This is a genomic window from Candidatus Omnitrophota bacterium, assembly GCA_030695905.1.
Lineage (GTDB): Bacteria > Omnitrophota > Gorgyraeia > 2-01-FULL-45-10 > 2-01-FULL-45-10 > CAZHPY01.
This window is the reverse complement of sequence record JAUYOL010000004.1, coordinates 77125-95626: the sequence shown is the minus strand read 5'-3', so window position 1 is coordinate 95626 and position 18502 is coordinate 77125. Positions and strand designations below refer to the sequence as shown.

Sequence of the window (18502 nt, the reverse complement as noted above, 5' to 3'; positions counted from 1 at the left end):
AAGTTGTGTGTCCCTAAGTGACACGTCCCCTATTTGCCTATTAAATACGATCTGCCGATAATTGCCCCGCTGAGTTATATGATGAGGGTAATCCGGAACTACTAATCGTGCTATACGTGGCATGGAGCAATACTATTACTAAGAATTTAATATGTCAATAAAAATAGGTGTCTGTCCCCTATTTAATCACTATAAGTAAGGTATTGAGGCGAAGGCCTTTTAGGTAACCTTGGAAGCTCAATAGAGGATGTCGGATCTGCGCCTATTAAACCTTTCCTAGTAAGAAATCGAAAAAATGACATAACACCAATAAGCCTTCCTATCCTGGTAGCTGTCGACAGGACTATCTGCATATATTCGTTTTTTGTAGATATATCTATCTGGTATTGGTCGATGACATTCCTTGTAATATTTTCGATATTTTCTATGTCTTTTTGTTTCAGATATCTGTCAAATATGTCTACATAAAGGACATAAGTTTTTACAGTTCGTGGAGAAAAACCCCTAGCCTCAAGATACCCTTTAAAATCTTCAAGCAATTCTTGGATTTTCATATGCACCTCCGGTAGATTTTTGTAAAAAATACATGATAGTACCTATGTTTGGTTTAGTTTGTTTGAGATTTATTTAGGAAATGGTGTGGAATATTGCGCAGGAATGCATTTAATTTTCAAAAACTTTGGCAAGCTTTGTGGCAACTTCTTTGATGCTATGGCCTCTAGTAGTAATGGCAACTTTGTCGGCAAGGGCAGGACTAAACTTTAGAATATCATCCTTAGTGATCTTATGCCAAATAGGTAGGATAACTTTGTGGCCCCTCATCTCTTTAGCAGTTAATCCGTTAAGCTCATATTGAGGCCAGTTCTTTGCGAAAAAAGCATTCGACAGAACAACTATTCCGTATCGTGAGTTTACAAGTCCTCGGTCGATTGATTGCCGTAAACTGTCCCCAACTTGAAGCTCAAATTCGTCATACCATATACGATAACCCATTCTTTTAAGGACATTTGCTAGGGGCCGAACTAGACCTGTCTTATCTTCAGAGGCATGAGAAATAAACGCATCATATCCAATATCTTCAGGAACGGTAGTAGAATGTTTAAAATCATGTGCCGCCATACGAAGCATCAATCCAGTATGCATGGAAAAAGCTTCATCAGCAGAATGAAAATGAATCTTTGAGTAAAGATTCATTGGGGTAGATCCTCCGACAACCCACCACTCAGGCTCCTTTTTGTCGGTTATTACAACGGAAAATACAATATCCTCTTTGCCTAAAAGTTGGAAACGTCCAACGTAAGAAACGCTCTTTACCTTCGTATGAGCCTCAGTTTCAACGTATTCCTTTACTCCCTTCAACAATTGTTTCAGATTTAGTGCCATATACAAAGCCTTTTATATCGTTTGCAAAATATATTTTTTAACTGCGTCCGTTTATGAGCTTAAAACTTATTTTATTATAACTCTACGACGGAAAAGGAACAAGGGAAATGAAGGAGAGGTAAATACTACTTTTCAAGAGTATACTACTGCTTCTTGAGACTTAATATATAATCTTTTGCGGCTTTCAAATCATTAAGACGCTGAATGTAATCAGGGCTACCGCCTTTAGGAGCGTTTGGAAGTTGGCTATCTGCTTCGAGTGCTTTTTGTGCATGTTCTATGGCAAGATCGTAATCTCCATTAGCTGCATACAGCAAATACGATAATCGTTCATCGTCAGGTAGTCGCCACATGTCACCTTTAGGTATTTTAAAAGTAGCTATTATTTTTTCAAATGATTTAGCAGCAGTCACATAATCATGTATCTTCTCATAAACATCAACAATCCCCCGCCTAGCTTCTGGTAATGCTCCAGTAGGTTGATTTCGCTTTAATACAATCTCGAATTGCTCTCTGGCTTTATTAAAATCTCCAGTCTTAAGATATTCATATCCTTGGGTAATATACGCATGCTCAGTTGCAACTATTTGTAGTTCTTTGAGAACACCCGTTTGTTTCTCTGGCAATCCTGTAACTATATAAGTCTGTTGAGTTCTTTTTTCATTAACATATGTTTTAACAGTTATACCGCCTGCTATAATAACAATAACACTGACAATCATTACCATAATCTTTAATATTTTATGTTTTTTAATTTCCATATTTCACCTTACTTAGGTCAACTAAATACGATTTTGTTTGAGAATCATACTTAATACTACCAATTTCAACCTGATTTGCAAGAAAACTCCGTATTGACGCCGTATCATTTCCTCTGACCGCCATTTCCGCTGTGAATCTTGCTGACTGCACGGATACCGGATCTGGATTTGTATTATTAGGGTCGTAAGAAAATTGCGTATGACTAACCCCGTTTAATACTATTTTATAAACATTTAATGGCCGAGGATTTGTCTCAAACCCTTGACTTATAAGCCCGTGAATAGACAAAAGATCACCATCTGCGGCAATCATTATAACATTATTTACATTTGGATTAGTAATTTTTCTTTCAAATCCAATCGGGGTATCCACCAAGACAATCGATTTTATATCCCAGTTTGGATTTTCATTTAGTGCTTGAATTAATGGGTCTCCACTACCACTATAAGCAACGCCTGTCATATTTGATGGTATTTGACCATTAAATTGAGCTTGCATGCCAGTTATTACATCATTTGTTAAATAATGAGAGCCAAGATACGCATTTGCAATCCAATTTACTGTATCATCCATCTTAGCATCTATTGGCAAGGAACCGCTATTTGGAAACATGGCAATACTCTTAACGGTTGCACCACTTGGGTCTGCTATCGCTAATTGGGTTTCAAAGCCTCTCATATAAGACGGTGCCATTCCTGCAGGGAACGGATTACCTATACCATTAAGAATAACATATGTTATTTGCTGTTTCTGAGCATCTGTAAAACTAAATTTTGCTATATCACCTGATGAAATAGACAAGCTATTAAACATTAGCCCTATTGCAGCGAGCTTGCTAAAGTCAACATCGAATAATGATGTGTTATCCGTTATGTCAAATTCTTGATATTGTTTCAACATATCATTACTAAATGAGTAGGATTTTCCACTCAGTGGACTACTAATTTTAGCATCCACATAGTCACCGTACGAGTTATACGCATTAAAGTGTCCATCCGCTGTTGGCTCGATTATGATCAGCGTGTTACCCTGCAAATCCTTAATCTCAGCATAAGTTTGTTGCCCATCCTGTATTCTCTGGAACTGTGTATCGCTATTAAAGATTGAATATAGTTGAGCATCGGTGTAACCAAGCTTACCGTAAGTATCTACCCCAAGGGTGCCCCAACTAAGATATGTGCCATTAGGCGTTAAATCTTCCTTACCAACAACATTCCATTTTCCATCAGTATTCTTTACAAAAAAGACATTAGAGACAATGTTACCTTGCGCATCTTTTATCGCAACCTGTGTAACCTGCGTTCCATCTTTCAATGTTCTCGTAACACCCTGATTATTATCAAGCTTATTATTAAAGTAATCTCCTATTGATAAACCCGATTGAATTATTTGATTAACAGCCACAGCGTTAAAGAAGCTTGCCCCATAGGTATTAAGGGCATTTACTATCCCTTTATCCTTTACGATATTTGAGAAGTCTAATATCTGGGATATATACGCCGCTTGTTGCCAAGGAGACAAGGTAGTACCTGGTTCAGTATAACCCAAGAAATTTAAAGCATTTTTCTCGTATGTTTCAAATATAGTCTTGAATATATCCTGACTCCCGCCTGTAGCAGCTTGAATTCCAGCATTGATGGCTCCAGAAATAGCTGAAAAGCCGATGTTGGCCAAGAGCGGATCAAGACCAAGCTCAGTAGTAGCATAGTTAAGACCCCCTGAGGTCACACCTTGCAATAGCCCGTCGGTAATTCCTTGCCACATCGTTCTAGGATTTCCTGTTTCAGGATCAATTCCAGGATTGATGTAACTCCTTATGAGACAACCACTTACGTAGGAGATCCTGGGATCCACACCCAGCAACTCACCCGCTTTAGTAATACCATAATAAGCCAGTTCACCGGCTACGCTGGGCATAATTTGCGTGCCTATTGACGTGCTGAATCCTTCAAGGCTGAACAGCCCAGTTTCAGGCGAGATATTGTTCCCTACCGCTCCTATGAAGGCACCGGCAGTCATGCCTATGACGTTCGTTAGCATCGGATCGATACCTAACCGCGGGGCGAGCTCGTTCACACCTTGTATGGCAAGCCCTTGTATGCCACCGGTAATAAACGACAACACCGAGAATCCGTTATTAAATAAGCCCGAAACACCGCCAGTGACGAAAGAGCTTAGGAGGCCGGATATTGTTGAATTTACGCCAAGCAATTCAAGGCCTTTTGAAATACCCATTGAGAGAGCAACGCTAACAACTGTCTTACCAAGCGCAAGGCCAAGGCCCGTAAGGTTGAATCCTGTTGCTGATATTATCCCGCCTAATCCAAATCCATTACCAATTGCTGCACCTATGCCACCTATCCACGAACCAATACCGCCTATCCAACCACCGATAGTAGGAAGGAGACTTGTTCCAACGAATTGGACGGCACTAAATAAGGCACCGCCTATCTGGGTCATAAATCCGGCGATGCCTGTAATGAGCTGCCCTATACCTGCTATAATAGGCCCTATAACAGCTGAAATACCCGCAACAATAGCGCCTATTGCACCAACTACTGCCGTAGCTACACCTGTGATAGCACCGAATATCATTCCAAGTAGCGGGAATAAGAACGGCAGACAGCTACCCTTTACACGCATAGCCGTATCGTCAGAAATCTTCTTCGCTAATACAGTATCGGGAATAGTGCCTTTTGTAGACGTTGTCTGAACAATGGCATAACCTGTCCATGAATTCTCAAAATCTTGCCTTGAAACTGTCCACGTATAGCCGTCCTGCCCTCTATTACGCTCCACATAACTAATCTTGCCGTCTGCGGCGATATTTGTGACAACGACGTAATGGTTATTGACGAGGTGGACAACTACCTGCCCGCTTGAATTAAAGACTTGCTTCAGCTCATCATAGTTTAACCTTGTATTATTTAATTCAACTCCATATGAGGAAGCGGTCTTTGAGAGGGCATACATGGATAGTTCTAACAGTGTCCCTTCACTAAACTTATTGAGGGAACCAGTGAATATGTCAACCAATATGGTCTTAAGGGCTAAATCTTCGAGATCATAGGTAATACCATTATTAGAGAGAACCGTTCCTAAAGCGACGAAGGCGCTTCTGCCAAAGTGGATATTCTGCTTATCAAGGAGGGAAAGAATTGCATCTACGTCTTTCTGGCTTAAGGGGACACCCTTAGCCATGGAAAGGCCAAGCGTCGAAAGAAGCGATTCTTTGCCCGCCTCGTCACTATTGATATAATTGGATAATTCTGTTTCAATCCTGTCTTTAAGGGCCGCGACAAAGACTTCCTGGTCTGTCCTTTCCTGTGAATTGAACAGAGCATTCTTTAGAGTAGCAACATTTATTTTTGAATCGTAACCGACTGTATTCAGCCAGCTTTGAGTCTCCGCATCATCCGGATCGCGGCCTAAAATTGTCCGATAGTACTCCAATATCACAGGCGTCGACTCTTCGGCGATAATCTGGACGTGGAACTCTTCCTCCTGGGCCGCGATTTCTGCCAAGGCCGCTTCTTCATCCTGAATCAAGTCCGTTTCAGTGGATGCAACTTCACTATTCAGTTCGGCATAGGCATTAGCCTCTTCATCATTAAGAATCCTCTCCTGTTCATTCAGTTGATTCAGGGCGCCCCTGACCTCGGAGACTTCTATTGTCTCCGCATAAGTCTCATACCAGCCGAAGATCCACCAGCCGACCCATCTCTGACGCTGCACTTCCTGATAGAGCATGGGCTGGAGCCGCGACCTTTCCGTATTTATCTGATCACGAATAATCTGAACCTGGTCTCGGATCTGGGTATAAGCAAGCCCTTTCTGCTCGGCAAGCGTTCTTAGGTAATTGGCGCGCTCTTCGGCTATCTGCTGGCGCGCAAGCGTTATTTGTGTATCAATCGAGTTGCGCGCTGAAGGAAGATTGACAGACACAAGGCTTCCTTCGCCATCATAAGAATACTCCACCAACATTTCCAGATGATTGTCGTCGTATTTCTGATACGTAGCCTGCACTTTGCCGTCAAGATAATATGTAAGTTTACCGTCCTTTGTGGTTTCGACTGTGACATCGCGCGAATCTTCCTTGAAAGACTTTGTCTCTATTATTGTGGAATCGGGAAGGATGCGGGACGCAATCTCCGCGGCAAGCGGATTAAAGTAAATAAATTCGGGATTAAGATTTGATAATTGAAGCGACTGTGGAATGACTAGCGGAGCGATAGTCAATAAGCCCCTGAATACTAAATCTTCCGGCGGCGCTGTGGCATCAAAACCCTTTATATAAATATAACCTAATTTTATAAGCGCATCGCCGTCTGAATATATGGACGGAGTCCTTCCGGGATCGGTCGTATTCATCGCAAGCTGATATTGCAGATATTTATTTACCGGAGAATTAACCGACCAACCGGAAGCTGTTCTGGTCGAATCTACCCAGCCGCTCCATGTGCCATCGTCCAAGTTGGCGGTGGCGCCTGTTCTGGTCCTGAACGCAACAGCGGTGCCGGGAGGCTCGTTAATATTCGCTATGATACCGGAGATCTCGGTCGCCACAATGGGTATGGGGCTCGATATAACAAGACCGGATGTCTTGTAAAGGTCATTATACTCTTCGGTTGGCGCCGTAAAAGGGCCGCCCCACCTTGCCACACCTTTTGATACGCGTATTTCATCCATCCAGCCGTTGAAGGAATTACTGCCGTTGGCGCTGGCCCCGATAGTCAGGGAGTTTATATAGGTCAGATCAGTGGTATCCGCGACATCACTGCCTAATTGAGTTCCATCAACAAAGATCTTGATGCGGCCCGAAGATCTGACCAAAGCTACGTGATACCATTTATTAGTCTCAGGAGCCCAATATTGCGAGGCCTTATTAAGGCCGTTGGCCGCATAATAAATATTATTGTTATGCCAATATAAGGTGTAGCCGTTGGTGTTATTTCTGTCGAAGAAGTATGCTGTAGAAAGCGACTTGAACTTCACAAAAGTTTCCAGCGTAAAGTCCCCTGTGCCGAAATCCCAATCGGGAGAGTCTGGCATAGCCAGATAATCGCCGCTGCCGTCGAATCTTATGCTGCCGGTACCGAAAGCGTATGGCTTGCTAATAACAGCGTTGCCGTTTAAGGTAATACCGGCATGAGGAACGGGGCTGGAGTCCATACCGTTTGATTGGTCAAGATGAAGAAGAAGATTAGTGTTTGAATCAGAGGCAAATTGCGAGGTTTGAGGGGTGAAGCTTGAAGTGTAGCGGGCGGAATTTGAGATTCTGACTTCCTTTACGAAGCCGTTGAAATAATTATATTGCCCATATCCTATCCTTGTTCCAAGCGTTCCGCCATCTATGCTTCTTGGGTCAGACCCTGAAGCAATCTGCGTACCATTTAAGAATATTCTAAGCGTTCCGCTTGCTCTTGTAACAGCCAAATGATACCAGGTATTAGCGGTGATATTCCAATATGTTTCAAGGGGGTATCCACCATTCAAATATACATCTATCGCTCTCCCGGAATCCGATGATGATACAAGAATTCCTTTGCCTTGTGAATAAAAACCGCCTATTGTTATAAACTCCGCGGATTTAATAGTATCTTGCTTGAACCACATCTCTACCGTAAAGTCTCCGGTTCCAAAGTCCCAGTCTGGGCTGTCAGGGATTGTCATGTAATCATCATTGCCATCGAGGTTCAATGTGGCTGAATTGAAGAAATCGCTATCTGAAGAATCTATATGCGCATCGCCGTTAAAGACGACCTCGTGATCGGCGTAAGAGTCGTCTATATTAGAGGCGGCGCCGTTTGTATCGTTAAGGTGCAGCAAAAGAGGCGTATCCGGATCCGGATATCCGGCAAGCCGCAGGGTATCGACATTATCGAGCTTTATTAATTCCATATCACTCCCTGAGCCGTTTGTTGCGGCGCTAAGAATCGTTAAATTTTCTACATAATCTATCTGCACAAAATTGCCGTTAGCGTCAGGGATCAGCCTCGGTGTAGCCATGGAATCCAGTGATTTAAAATTCACCTTATACTGGATAAATTTAGCGGCCGGCGACATAATCGCGGCAGAGGCTGAATCAGTAAGCTCCTCCGACCACTCGCTCCATGTGCCGTCATCGGGATCTGGTGTATCGCCTGTCCTGGTCTGAGTTGTGATATCAGTTGTTTCCGGTAGATATTCATTCCAGGAGATTGAACCAAGCTGCGTAGCGTTGATCTCGATCGGTGTGGAGGTTATGGAGCCGGTTGTTTTATAGAGTGCGTCAATGTGTTCCGATGCGGGCGGTGTGAAGCTCGATGTCCAGAGCGCCTTGCCTTTGACTATTTTTACCTCATCCATCCAACCATTAAAAGAATTGCCGCCGTTAGCGCTGGCTCCGATAATCAAGGGGTTGGCATAGGTCAGATCGGTGTTGTCCGCGACATCGCTGCCAAGCTGAGTTCCATCAACAAATATCTTGACAAGGCCTGAGGATCTGACCAACGCGACGTGATACCATCTGTTAACCTGCGGCACCCAATATTGACTGACCTTATCAGAGCCGTTCGAGGCATAGTAAATATTATTGTTATGCCAATAAAGGGTATAACCATTGGTGTTATTTCTGTCAAAGAAATATGCTGTGCCGAGAGAATTGAAGTTCACAAAAGTTTCCAGCGTAAAGTCCCCTGTCCCGAAGTCCCAGTCCGGAGAGTCAGATACCGACAGATAGTCGCCTGAGCCGTCAAGATATAGTGACGAGGAACCGAACCGGGCGCTTGTTGCATCGAGCCTTGCGTCGCCGTTAAAGACGACCTCGTAATCGGCGTAAGAGTCGTCTATAGTAGAGGCGGCGCCGTTTGTATCGTTAAGGTGCAGCAAAAGAGGCGTATCGAGGTCTTTGTACTTTTCTATCTCCAAATATTCATCGACGCCGTTATCGATAAATCGCAGATTTTCTTTGCTGAAACTTATGATATCTTCAATGGATGAGTATCTACTCGTATATATAGATGTTACGGAGGCCTCTTCCTCCGTATATTCATAGTCGTATTCCCTGCCGGAAGAATCGACTACCCTGATAAGACGGTCTTGCGTGTCATAAAAATAATGTGCGGCGTTCTTTACGAGCTCATATTTCTCTAAAGTTTGAGGCTCCGTTTCGCTGTAAATATAATTCAATATCTGCCCGTCAGCATACTCGACCTGATTTATGAGGCCGGCGCTGTCAAATTTATATGCTATTTCGTCTTTTGTGGCATGGATATATTCGACATTGTCTTCGGTTCCAAAATCATATGCATATAGGGTAACCTCGCCATCTGGAGAAGTTATCGATTTTGCCCAGCCATTATTGGCATAATATTCGATATCTGTGCCATCGGCCTTAATCTCTCTAACCACACGATCATTTTCGATGTAATATGCTATCCCGTCTTTTTGCGCGACATAGCTTGTGGCCACACCATTCGTAACTACAATATTTGTTAACACTGTACCGTCCGGCCTTACTACCGACTCAATGCTGCCATTCCTATAATTGGTAATGACCCCCGTATCATCCCTTACTGCGACAAGCGCTTGAGCTGATATTTCCGTGCCTGCGTCGTCCGCCGTATAAGTGTAGTCGTACGTCCTCCAATCTTCCTCGAGACGCGTAAGTCTGTCATCCTTGTCGTAGGCCCTGCGCACACCATCTATGTCCTCGATAATGGTATTGTCACCGTCATATGTATAGGTGTATTGATTTATCATTTTGCCAAGGTAAGTCGCGGTGGATTTCGAGATTTTTTTATCGGCGTCATATTCATATGCCGTTACAATATCTTTCGCGTCGGTTACTGACACTAAAAACTCATCCTTATAGCGCTTGATATCTTTCGTGGCGATATCCTCTATTCTGGTGACCTCCGCGCCCACGTCATCAAATTCATATGAATATCTATATATTAAATCATTACCTTTATATACGCGTCGGATGCGGCCATATTCATATTCTGATATTGTGGAAAGAGGGTCATCGGCAGCAGGCAGCACTTCGGTTTTTTCGATATTATTATTCTCATCATATGTTGTTACAACCTTTCCATCGCTGGCGATGACCTTGCCGCCTGAATAGTTATAATTTATGACCGTGCCATTCTTGCGGCGGGCTTCGATAAGCCGTTTATCAGAGTTATATTTTTGAAAAACGATTTCTTCGGGATCGGTTATAGAATCAAGCGCTTCGGCGTTCGCGACCGTATATATCTGGTCGCCTTCTGTAATAGTTGAATATATATAGGTAATGCCTTTAGCATTTACGAGTTTTGCTATGTTACCCGATACGTCGTAATAGAATATGCCGCCATCAGGCTGATGAGCTTCTGTCAAAACGCCATCGCTATAAACCGCCTGGACGCCATCTGGTTTGGTTATTTTCGCGCTTACGATATTATTATCTGTATCGAAGACCGCGTCCTCTATTACTGTGCCGTCTTCTTTTTCTATCTTTGTAACTTCGCCATTCTGCGTGTTAAGGGCTACCCCGCCGCCTGTTATCCTTGAAAGATTTCCGTATTTATCATAGATACGCTTTACACCGTCACGAATAAGAGATATTCCTTCGATATTATTTGACTCTGTTAAGGAATAGCTATATTGTGTTAAGATAGAGCCGGCCAAAACATTATCGACCAACCCTTCTTTGAAAGAGATGGTTTCGCCGGTCGCTTTTAAGATTTCTTTTACGCTTGCGTCCTGATTGTATATTATTGTATCCGCATAGATATCGTCTAATACAGGACCCGGATTAGTTTGGATATTTCCATAGCTTGCCATAAATAAATCTATATCTGTATCATCTACTATTCCATCGCGGTTCGCGTCGCCTTCCGAATATGTCTTATCCGAGCTTCCATAATTCACAAGTAGTATATCTACATCGGAATCGCCGACAGCGCCATCGAGATCAAAGTCGCTTGCATAGAAGATATTGCCTCCATTCGCGCGGAACTGACCCTGACCGTAATTTGCGCTAAATATATCTACATCTGTATCGTCTACTCTTCCATCATAGTTCGCGTCACCTTCGGAATATGTCTTATCCGAGCCTCCATAGCCTGCGCTTAATATATCGACATCGGTATCGTCGATGGCTCCATCGAGGTTAAAGTCGCCTGTTATGAATGGCACGTAATAATAGATACTGCCGTCCTGGCCTATAATATTCTCCAGGCTGACCGCATACGTAATATTGCCATCTATATTCGTAGTCTCCTTTTTATAAACATAGGTCTTCCCATCAACATCTGTTACCCAGGATAGGATGCCGCCATCGTATCCGATTGTTTTACCTGTATTGAATTCGACTTTTTTTAGCCTGTTATTGGGGTCATAGCGGGAGGTTTTTTCAGGATCTGTCAGTGTAGTCTCGACTACATCTCCCAGTCCATCCTTTAAATAGGAGTAATTAACGACCCTGCCATCGGTATAAACGGCCGATTCTATAAGCTCTTCGGAATTATAATTATAGGTAACGCCATCCGGCTTTATTATTTTTAAGGTTGTGCCATTATTTACAATTTGAATTGTGCCATCCGGATGATATATATCGGCTGATGTTAGATTATTTGAGCCATCAAGCACAATATTGCGCAGTGTAGTGCCGTCCGGCCTCTCTATGCAATCTATTACACTGTCTTTATAACTAACCTTGTCGCCATCAACTGTCGTTACGCTGATTACGGCCGAATTATCCTGCACCGGAGTCTGTGTATCAGTAGTAGTGCTTGTGGTGCTGACAGAGGGCGCGGGTTCGCCGCCGCCTTGCGGGCCCTGCAGGTCGATGATGGGCTCTTCTTCTTGCGTAGTTGTTGAGGATGTGTCCTGGAGAAGAGTTTGCGTGGCCATGTAGTCTTCGCTTGCCTGCTGCTGCGAAACAAGGCTTTCGGCAATGGATTGCTGGTTCTGCAGATACTCGGGCGCGAATGTCTGGGATTGTTCCTGATATTGCTGTTCGAGGGCCGTATTGATAAGATCGCCTGCCCAGGCTATCTGTTCAAATAAAAAAATCCCGGCAAGAGTTGCCGAGATTATCTTAAACGCGATTTTTGATTTATTTGGTAAAACCATGGTATACCCTCCTCAATAACTATTAGGAAGAGTATACCATTGATTTATCTATTTGTCAAGAATAATTTGATTTTTAGTCAAATCTATACTTTCAAGCTCAACGCGATCTTGTGCTGGATCGAGTCAACCTTCACTACTTTCACCTTTATCTCGTCGCCGACTTTGTATTTCTCTTCGAGTTTCTCGCCTTCGGCCAGCGATATTTCGGAGATATGAGCCAAGCCCTCGAGATCCTTGTCTATTTCGACGAATAGGCCGAAGTTTGCGACCTTCGTTACCTTGCCATTCATCTGAGCGTCCGGCGCGTACTTGCCCGCTATCTCATCCCACGGATCCTGTGTAAGCTGTTTCAATCCGAGCGATATCTTTCTATTGGTAGCGTCTACAGCCAAGATAACCGCCTCTACCTTTTCGCCCTTCTTGAATACATCCTTAGGATGGCCTATTCTCTTGGTCCATGATATGTCAGAGACATGGATCAGTCCGTCTATGCCGTCCTCAAGTTCAACGAATGCTCCATAGTCGGTGAGATTGCGTATCTTTCCTTTTACCTTCGTTCCTACCGGATATTTCGCTTCGACTTCCACCCACGGATTTGATTCAAGTTGCTTCAATCCAAGGGATATCTTGCGGTTCGCCTTATCCGTATCTATCACCGATGCTTCAATCCTGTCGCCTATAGCAAGCAGTTCGTTCGGGTGGTTGTATTTCTTCGTCCAGGATAACTCCGATATGTGCAGGAGTCCCTCGACGCCCTTTTCCAACTCGATAAACGCGCCGTAAGGCATCAGGTTTACAACTGTCCCCTTTACCTTGCTTCCGGCGGGATATTTAGTATCGACTGTTTCCCACGGATTGGCCGTCTTCTGCTTTAATCCGAGCGACACCTTCATGGTATTCGCGTCGAAATCGAGGACCACTACCTCTATAGTATCGCCAATAGCAAGAACTTCGCTCGGGTGAGAGACCCTGCCCCAGCTCATGTCGGTAATATGCAGTAACCCTATTATCCCGGCATTTATTTCTACAAACGCGCCAAAGTCAGTGATATTTCTCACAACACCGCTTATGGTAGAGCCTTTTTGCAGAGTCTCGAAGACCTTCTTCTTGTCTTCGGTATTCTGCTGCTGCATGGCGTCTTTGCGCGATACCACGATATTCTTCCTCGGCTTGTTTATCTTGATTATCTTGAACGGAAATACCTGGCCGACCATCTGATTTAAGTTACCGAAAGACTTAAGCGCAGCCTGGCTGGCGGGTAGAAACGCCTCAACCCCGATATCGACCATGAAGCCGCCTTTTACCTTCTTCGATATCTTGCCGTCGACAACATCGCCTTCGCCGTATCTTGAGATAACCATATCCCAGCCTACCGCGCGCTCGGCTTTTTGTTTCGACAACACAACCATGCCGTTTTCGTCTTCCTTTGATTCCAGATACACTTCAACTTCATCGCCTATCTTCAAAGCATCCGAATCGGAAAATTCAGATATGGAGATCGCGCCTTCGGACTTATAGCCGATATCTACTATGACTTCCTTTGAAGTGATATTGACTATCTTGCCTTTTACTATCTCACCATCGTTGAAAGTCGTGATAGATTCCTCGTAGAGCCTTTGAAATTCGCTCTTGGGTACATCCTTCATTTCATTATTTTCTACATCTACATCATTCTTCTCTTTTGTCATTTACTATTTGCAACCTTCCTTTCCTTTTTATTTTTTAATTGTGCTCCTACTTCGCTTGCGACATCTTTTACTATCCAATCGGGCGTCGACGCGCCGCTTGTTATTCCGACCGTCTTCGCCTTTTTAAACCATGCATCCTTCAAATCCTTACAGGTCTCTATAAGGTAGGAATTCTTTAATATCTTCTTGCAGACCTCCAATAATCTTTTTGTGTTGGCGCTGTTGCGGCCTCCGACTATAAGCATAAGATCGACATCTTGCGCCAGGTCCTGCGCCGCCAGCTGTCTGTCTTCAGCATCCCTGCATATTGTGTTGAATACCCGCAACTCTCCGGGCTTAGCGTCTATTACCGACCTGACAACCGGCAAAAAATTGTTCATCGCCTGTGTCGTCTGGGACAATATCCCGATCTTTTCTTTTGGCTTTAAGCGTAATGCCTTTATACCTTTTACATCTTTTATAACGCTTACGTTTTTGCCGGCAAAATCTACCAGCGCTTTGACTTCGGGATGATTGGCATCGCCCACTATTATTACCCTGTAGCCCGCCTGGCTCAAACGCTTGGCTATATCCTGCGCATTCCTGACGAAAGGACATGTAGTATCAACCAGTTTCAAAGAACGTCTCTTTATCTCTTCCGCTTTATACGGGCTTATGCCGTGTGATGATATTACTATGCAGCCGCTCTTTACCTTATCTATATCGTCTATGACTTTAAGGCCGCGAGCTGAGAGAGCTTCAACCACTTGCCTGTTATGGATCAGCGAGCCTAAAGAATACGCGCTTACTTCTTTTTTTATAACATCTTCGGCGATATCTATCGCGCGTTTAACGCCGAAACAAAAACCGACCTTTTTAGCTAATTTTACCGGCATTTGAATCTTTGCCCTTATACTATATGGCTAATCAAGGTCTCGACGACCTGGTCTATTGATAAATTTGTCGTATCAACCACTATAGCTCCGGGTGCGATTTTGAGGGCGCCTACATCCCTATTCATATCGGATTCATCCCTGGCTATAATATCCTTCTTAACATCCTCAACTATGCTCTTCTTGCCTATCGCGAGCAGGTCCTTGAGGCGCCTCTTGGCTCTTACCTGCGGGCTCGCGTCCAGATAAAATTTATAATCCGCGTCGGGAAATACTACCGTACCGATGTCTCTACCTTCAAGCACTCCGCCCTGGTTTTCCCCAAGAGCGCGCTGCAACTTCACCATCTCATGCCGCACACCGGGAGTCCTGGCTATATATTTTACATTTGCTGTCACTTCCGGCGTCCTTATGGGGCCGCTTACATCTTCCCCGTCCAGGATCACGTGAAGACTGCCGGCGTATTTTAACTCTATCTTTGTCGACTTCGCTAAATCGGTAAGCGCCTTCTCATCTTCCAGATTGACGCGCTTATTCATAGCCTTTAGCGTCAAAGCCCTGTACATCGCGCCTGTATCTATATATAGAAGACAGAGCTTCTTGGCGACAAGCTTGGAAACTGTGGACTTACCGCTTCCAGCCGGTCCGTCGATAGCGATTATCAAATTCTTAGCGCCCGGTCCTGCCATAGATAAACTTATCTCTTTTGTCTTTAGCTCTCTTTAATATACTGACCGTCTTTGAATAATCGCCGCTCGATACCGCATTTAATATATCTTTATAATATTTCTCAAAGAGCCTGCCTGCTTTAACTACTTCTATATTGTTTGTTAAAAATATATCGGCCCACAATTCGGGGTCGCTCGACGCCACGCGTGTTGTGTCTTTAAATCCTTCAGCCGCGTATTGAAGTTCTTTTCCCGGCACAGCGCCTGCCAGGCCAAACGCCACAATATGCGGCAAATGGCTTATAAGTGAAACGCTTCTGTCATGTGCGGCCGGACTCATAACTTTAACTTTAGCGCCCAGCGATTTCCAAAAATTTATTACTTTTTTTAATGCAGCTCCATCTGTTTTTAAGTCCTTCGTTACTATACAGGGAGCGCCCGTCAAAAGATCCGCTCTTGCGTATTCTACACCGGCATGCTCGGATCCCGCCATAGGATGCGATCCTACAAAATATATGGCGCTATGGTTTTCCAATATTTTTTCGACGCTACCTACGATCCAGCTCTTCGTGCTCCCGACATCGGTGATTATTGCGCCCGGCCTGGCATATCTTGCGGCTTCTTTTACTAAAACAGGTATCGAATGTACCGGCGATGCGGCTATGATAAGATCCGCATCCTTCACGCCTTCGCGAATAGACATAGTAGCTTTATCGACAGAGCGCGCTTTAAGCGCTTTCTTCAAAGTCGACGCGTGCCTGAATACACCGATAGTTTCTTTGGCAATACGTCTTTTTTTGATCGCCAGGCCTATCGACCCGCCTATCAATCCCACGCCTATTATCGCAATCTTATTAAATTTCATTTTTTATAATTCTCTATCGACCGACTTCGCTACCCTCGCCACTTCCTTCATGAGATGCTCGAAATTTTCCGGTAATAACGACTGTTCACCGTCGGACATAGCTTCCTCCGGCTTAGTATGGACTTCTACGATCAACCCGTCCGCTCCGGCGGCTATTCCCGCCTTCGCGCACGGCTCAACAAGCCCCCATTTGCCCGTAGCGTGAGACGGATCCACTATTATCGGCAGATGACTTAAGCTTTTTACCACAGGTACCGCGTTTATATCCATGGTAAACCTTGTGGAGTCTTCAAAAGTCCTTATGCCTCTTTCGCAGAGTATGACGTTAAAGTTACCCTCCGAAAGAACATACTCGGCGGACATCAGTAATTCTTTTATCGTATTGGACATTCCTCGCTTTAAAAGCACCGGCTTCCTGGCCTTGCCGACCTCTTTTAATAAATTGAAGTTCTGCATATTACGCGCGCCTATCTGAAACACATCGGCATATTTGGCTATAACTTCCACATCGCGCGTATCCATGACTTCTGTTACTATAGGCAACCCTGTCTCTTTCCTGGCATTAGCTAAAAACTTTAAACCCTTCAACCCTAACCCCTGAAAAGCATATGGAGAGGTCCTGGGCTTAAAAGCTCCGCCTCTTAAGACTGTCGCGCCCGCCTTTTTGACTTTCTTCGCTATGTCGATAAGGAGCTTCTCGTTTTCAACGGAACATGGACCGGCCATTACAACAAGTTTCTTGCCGCCTACCTTTACCCCGTTTCCTATATCTATTACGCTAGCCTCTTTTTTAAAATCTTTGGATGCCAGCTTATAAGGCTTTAATATCGGCATTACCTTCTCAACGCCGCGGAATGCCTCAAGCGGCTGTATTCTCAAAATATCCTCTTCGCCGATAACGCCTACTATAGTCCTCTCAACGCCCGCGGAAACCCACGGCTTTAAACCCAGCTTCTTTATCTTCTCTACAAGATGGCTTACGTCCTTTTTGGACGCGCCCGGCTGCATTACGATGATCATCTATTTAAATCTCCTATTTGGCCAGTATCTTTTTGAGTGTCTCTATGAATATATTATTTTCCTGACGCGTACCGACGCTTACACGTATGAATGTATCATAACCCCACGGCTTCATATCGCGTATTATGATACCCTTGCATATCATATCTTCAAACACTTTCTTAGAATCTCTTTTAACATTTATCATCATGAAATTTGTCACGGTCTTTACGTATTCAAGGCCCATCTTTTCGAGAGAATTATAAAGGAACTGCCTCTCTTCTTTTACGAGTTTCAGCGTCTTTTTTACAAACTCTTTGTCATCCATGGCGGCGCATGCTCCCGCCTGAGCAAGGCAGTTAACGTTGAACGGGTCTCTGAACTTATCCAGATATTGGACTATGCGCGGGCTCGTAACTCCATAACCTACTCTCAAACCAGCAAGGCCGTATATCTTCGAGAATGATCTGGCCACTATTAGATTCTGCCTATCAAGGTAATCGATGCCATTGGGATAATCTTCTGCCAAATAGCTTGCCAGCTCAAAATACGCTTCATCGAGATATACAAGGCAATCGCTGGGCAGCCCGTCAAAAAATTCATCGAGCTCTCTTTTTGTTACATAGCTTCCCGCCGGATTATCCGGATTGGCTATAAAGATTATCTTGGTCTTGTCGGTAACGGCTTTTTTCATAGCCTTAAGGTCGTATTTAAGGTTCTTTGTTAAAGGAACGTATTTTATATTAGCGCCGGCTATCCCCGCCGCTACCTGATATATCAAAAATGTAGGTTTGGCTATTATGACTTCATCGCCTTTATTCACAAAAGCCTTCATCGCCAGAATAATAATTTCATCGGAACCGTTTCCGCAAATTATCCTGTCTATCTCGGTCTTGTGCGTCGTGGCTATCTTAGCCTTAAGGTACCAGCTCGCGGCGTCAGGATATCTATTAGCGTCCTTAAGCGCCCTCTTTATTGCCGATACCGCCTTAGGCGAAGGCCCGAGCGGATTCTCGTTTGAAGCAAGCTTTATAACGCGTTTTAAGCCCAGCATTCTCTGGACCTCTTCGATAGGCTTTCCGGGAATGTAAACCGGTATATCCTCTATCTCGCTCCTAAATAATCTATCAATTTTGCTCATTAATAACCCCCATTACCCACCCG

At 44.1% G+C, this 18502-nt stretch carries 10 protein-coding genes; all 10 read right to left on the bottom strand.

The annotated features are described in order from the left end of the window. Positions 1–182 precede the first annotated feature (182 nt). Positions 183–554 carry a phage integrase N-terminal SAM-like domain-containing protein gene (locus Q8R38_01295; GenBank protein ID MDP3790666.1) on the bottom strand — a complete coding sequence of 124 codons (372 nt, stop codon included), beginning with the start codon at positions 552–554 and terminating at the stop codon, positions 183–185. Between the two features lie 109 nt (positions 555–663). Continuing rightward, positions 664–1383, bottom strand: a complete 720-nt coding sequence (locus Q8R38_01290) for a toll/interleukin-1 receptor domain-containing protein (protein MDP3790665.1) — start codon at positions 1381–1383, stop codon at positions 664–666. A gap of 143 nt (positions 1384–1526) precedes the next feature. Continuing rightward, entirely contained in the window at positions 1527–2144 is a 618-nt protein-coding gene (locus tag Q8R38_01285) for a tetratricopeptide repeat protein (GenBank protein MDP3790664.1), read from the bottom strand. After that, complete coding sequence (locus tag Q8R38_01280) at positions 2134–12246, bottom strand: LamG-like jellyroll fold domain-containing protein (protein ID MDP3790663.1); 10113 nt, start codon at positions 12244–12246, stop codon at positions 2134–2136. Before Q8R38_01280 ends, Q8R38_01285 begins: the two co-directional genes overlap by 11 nt. Positions 12247–12329: 83 nt before the next feature. Beyond that, complete coding sequence (locus Q8R38_01275) at positions 12330–13934, bottom strand: 30S ribosomal protein S1 (protein MDP3790662.1); 1605 nt, start codon at positions 13932–13934, stop codon at positions 12330–12332. Further along, complete coding sequence (locus tag Q8R38_01270) at positions 13931–14809, bottom strand: 4-hydroxy-3-methylbut-2-enyl diphosphate reductase (protein ID MDP3790661.1); 879 nt, start codon at positions 14807–14809, stop codon at positions 13931–13933. Before Q8R38_01270 ends, Q8R38_01275 begins: the two co-directional genes overlap by 4 nt. Before the next feature lie 14 nt (positions 14810–14823). After that, positions 14824–15495: a (d)CMP kinase gene (cmk, locus tag Q8R38_01265; protein MDP3790660.1), complete on the bottom strand. Its 672-nt coding sequence runs from the start codon at positions 15493–15495 to the stop codon at positions 14824–14826. Beyond that, positions 15476–16339: a prephenate dehydrogenase/arogenate dehydrogenase family protein gene (locus Q8R38_01260; protein ID MDP3790659.1), complete on the bottom strand. Its 864-nt coding sequence runs from the start codon at positions 16337–16339 to the stop codon at positions 15476–15478. Before Q8R38_01260 ends, cmk begins: the two co-directional genes overlap by 20 nt. Before the next feature lie 3 nt (positions 16340–16342). After that, the gene (aroF, locus tag Q8R38_01255; GenBank protein ID MDP3790658.1) at positions 16343–17359 is read right to left on the bottom strand and encodes a 3-deoxy-7-phosphoheptulonate synthase; all 1017 of its coding nucleotides are present in this window, start codon (positions 17357–17359) and stop codon (positions 16343–16345) included. 13 nt (positions 17360–17372) lie between these two features. Further along, the gene (gene hisC, locus Q8R38_01250; protein MDP3790657.1) at positions 17373–18479 is read right to left on the bottom strand and encodes a histidinol-phosphate transaminase; all 1107 of its coding nucleotides are present in this window, start codon (positions 18477–18479) and stop codon (positions 17373–17375) included. Positions 18480–18502 lie beyond the last annotated feature (23 nt).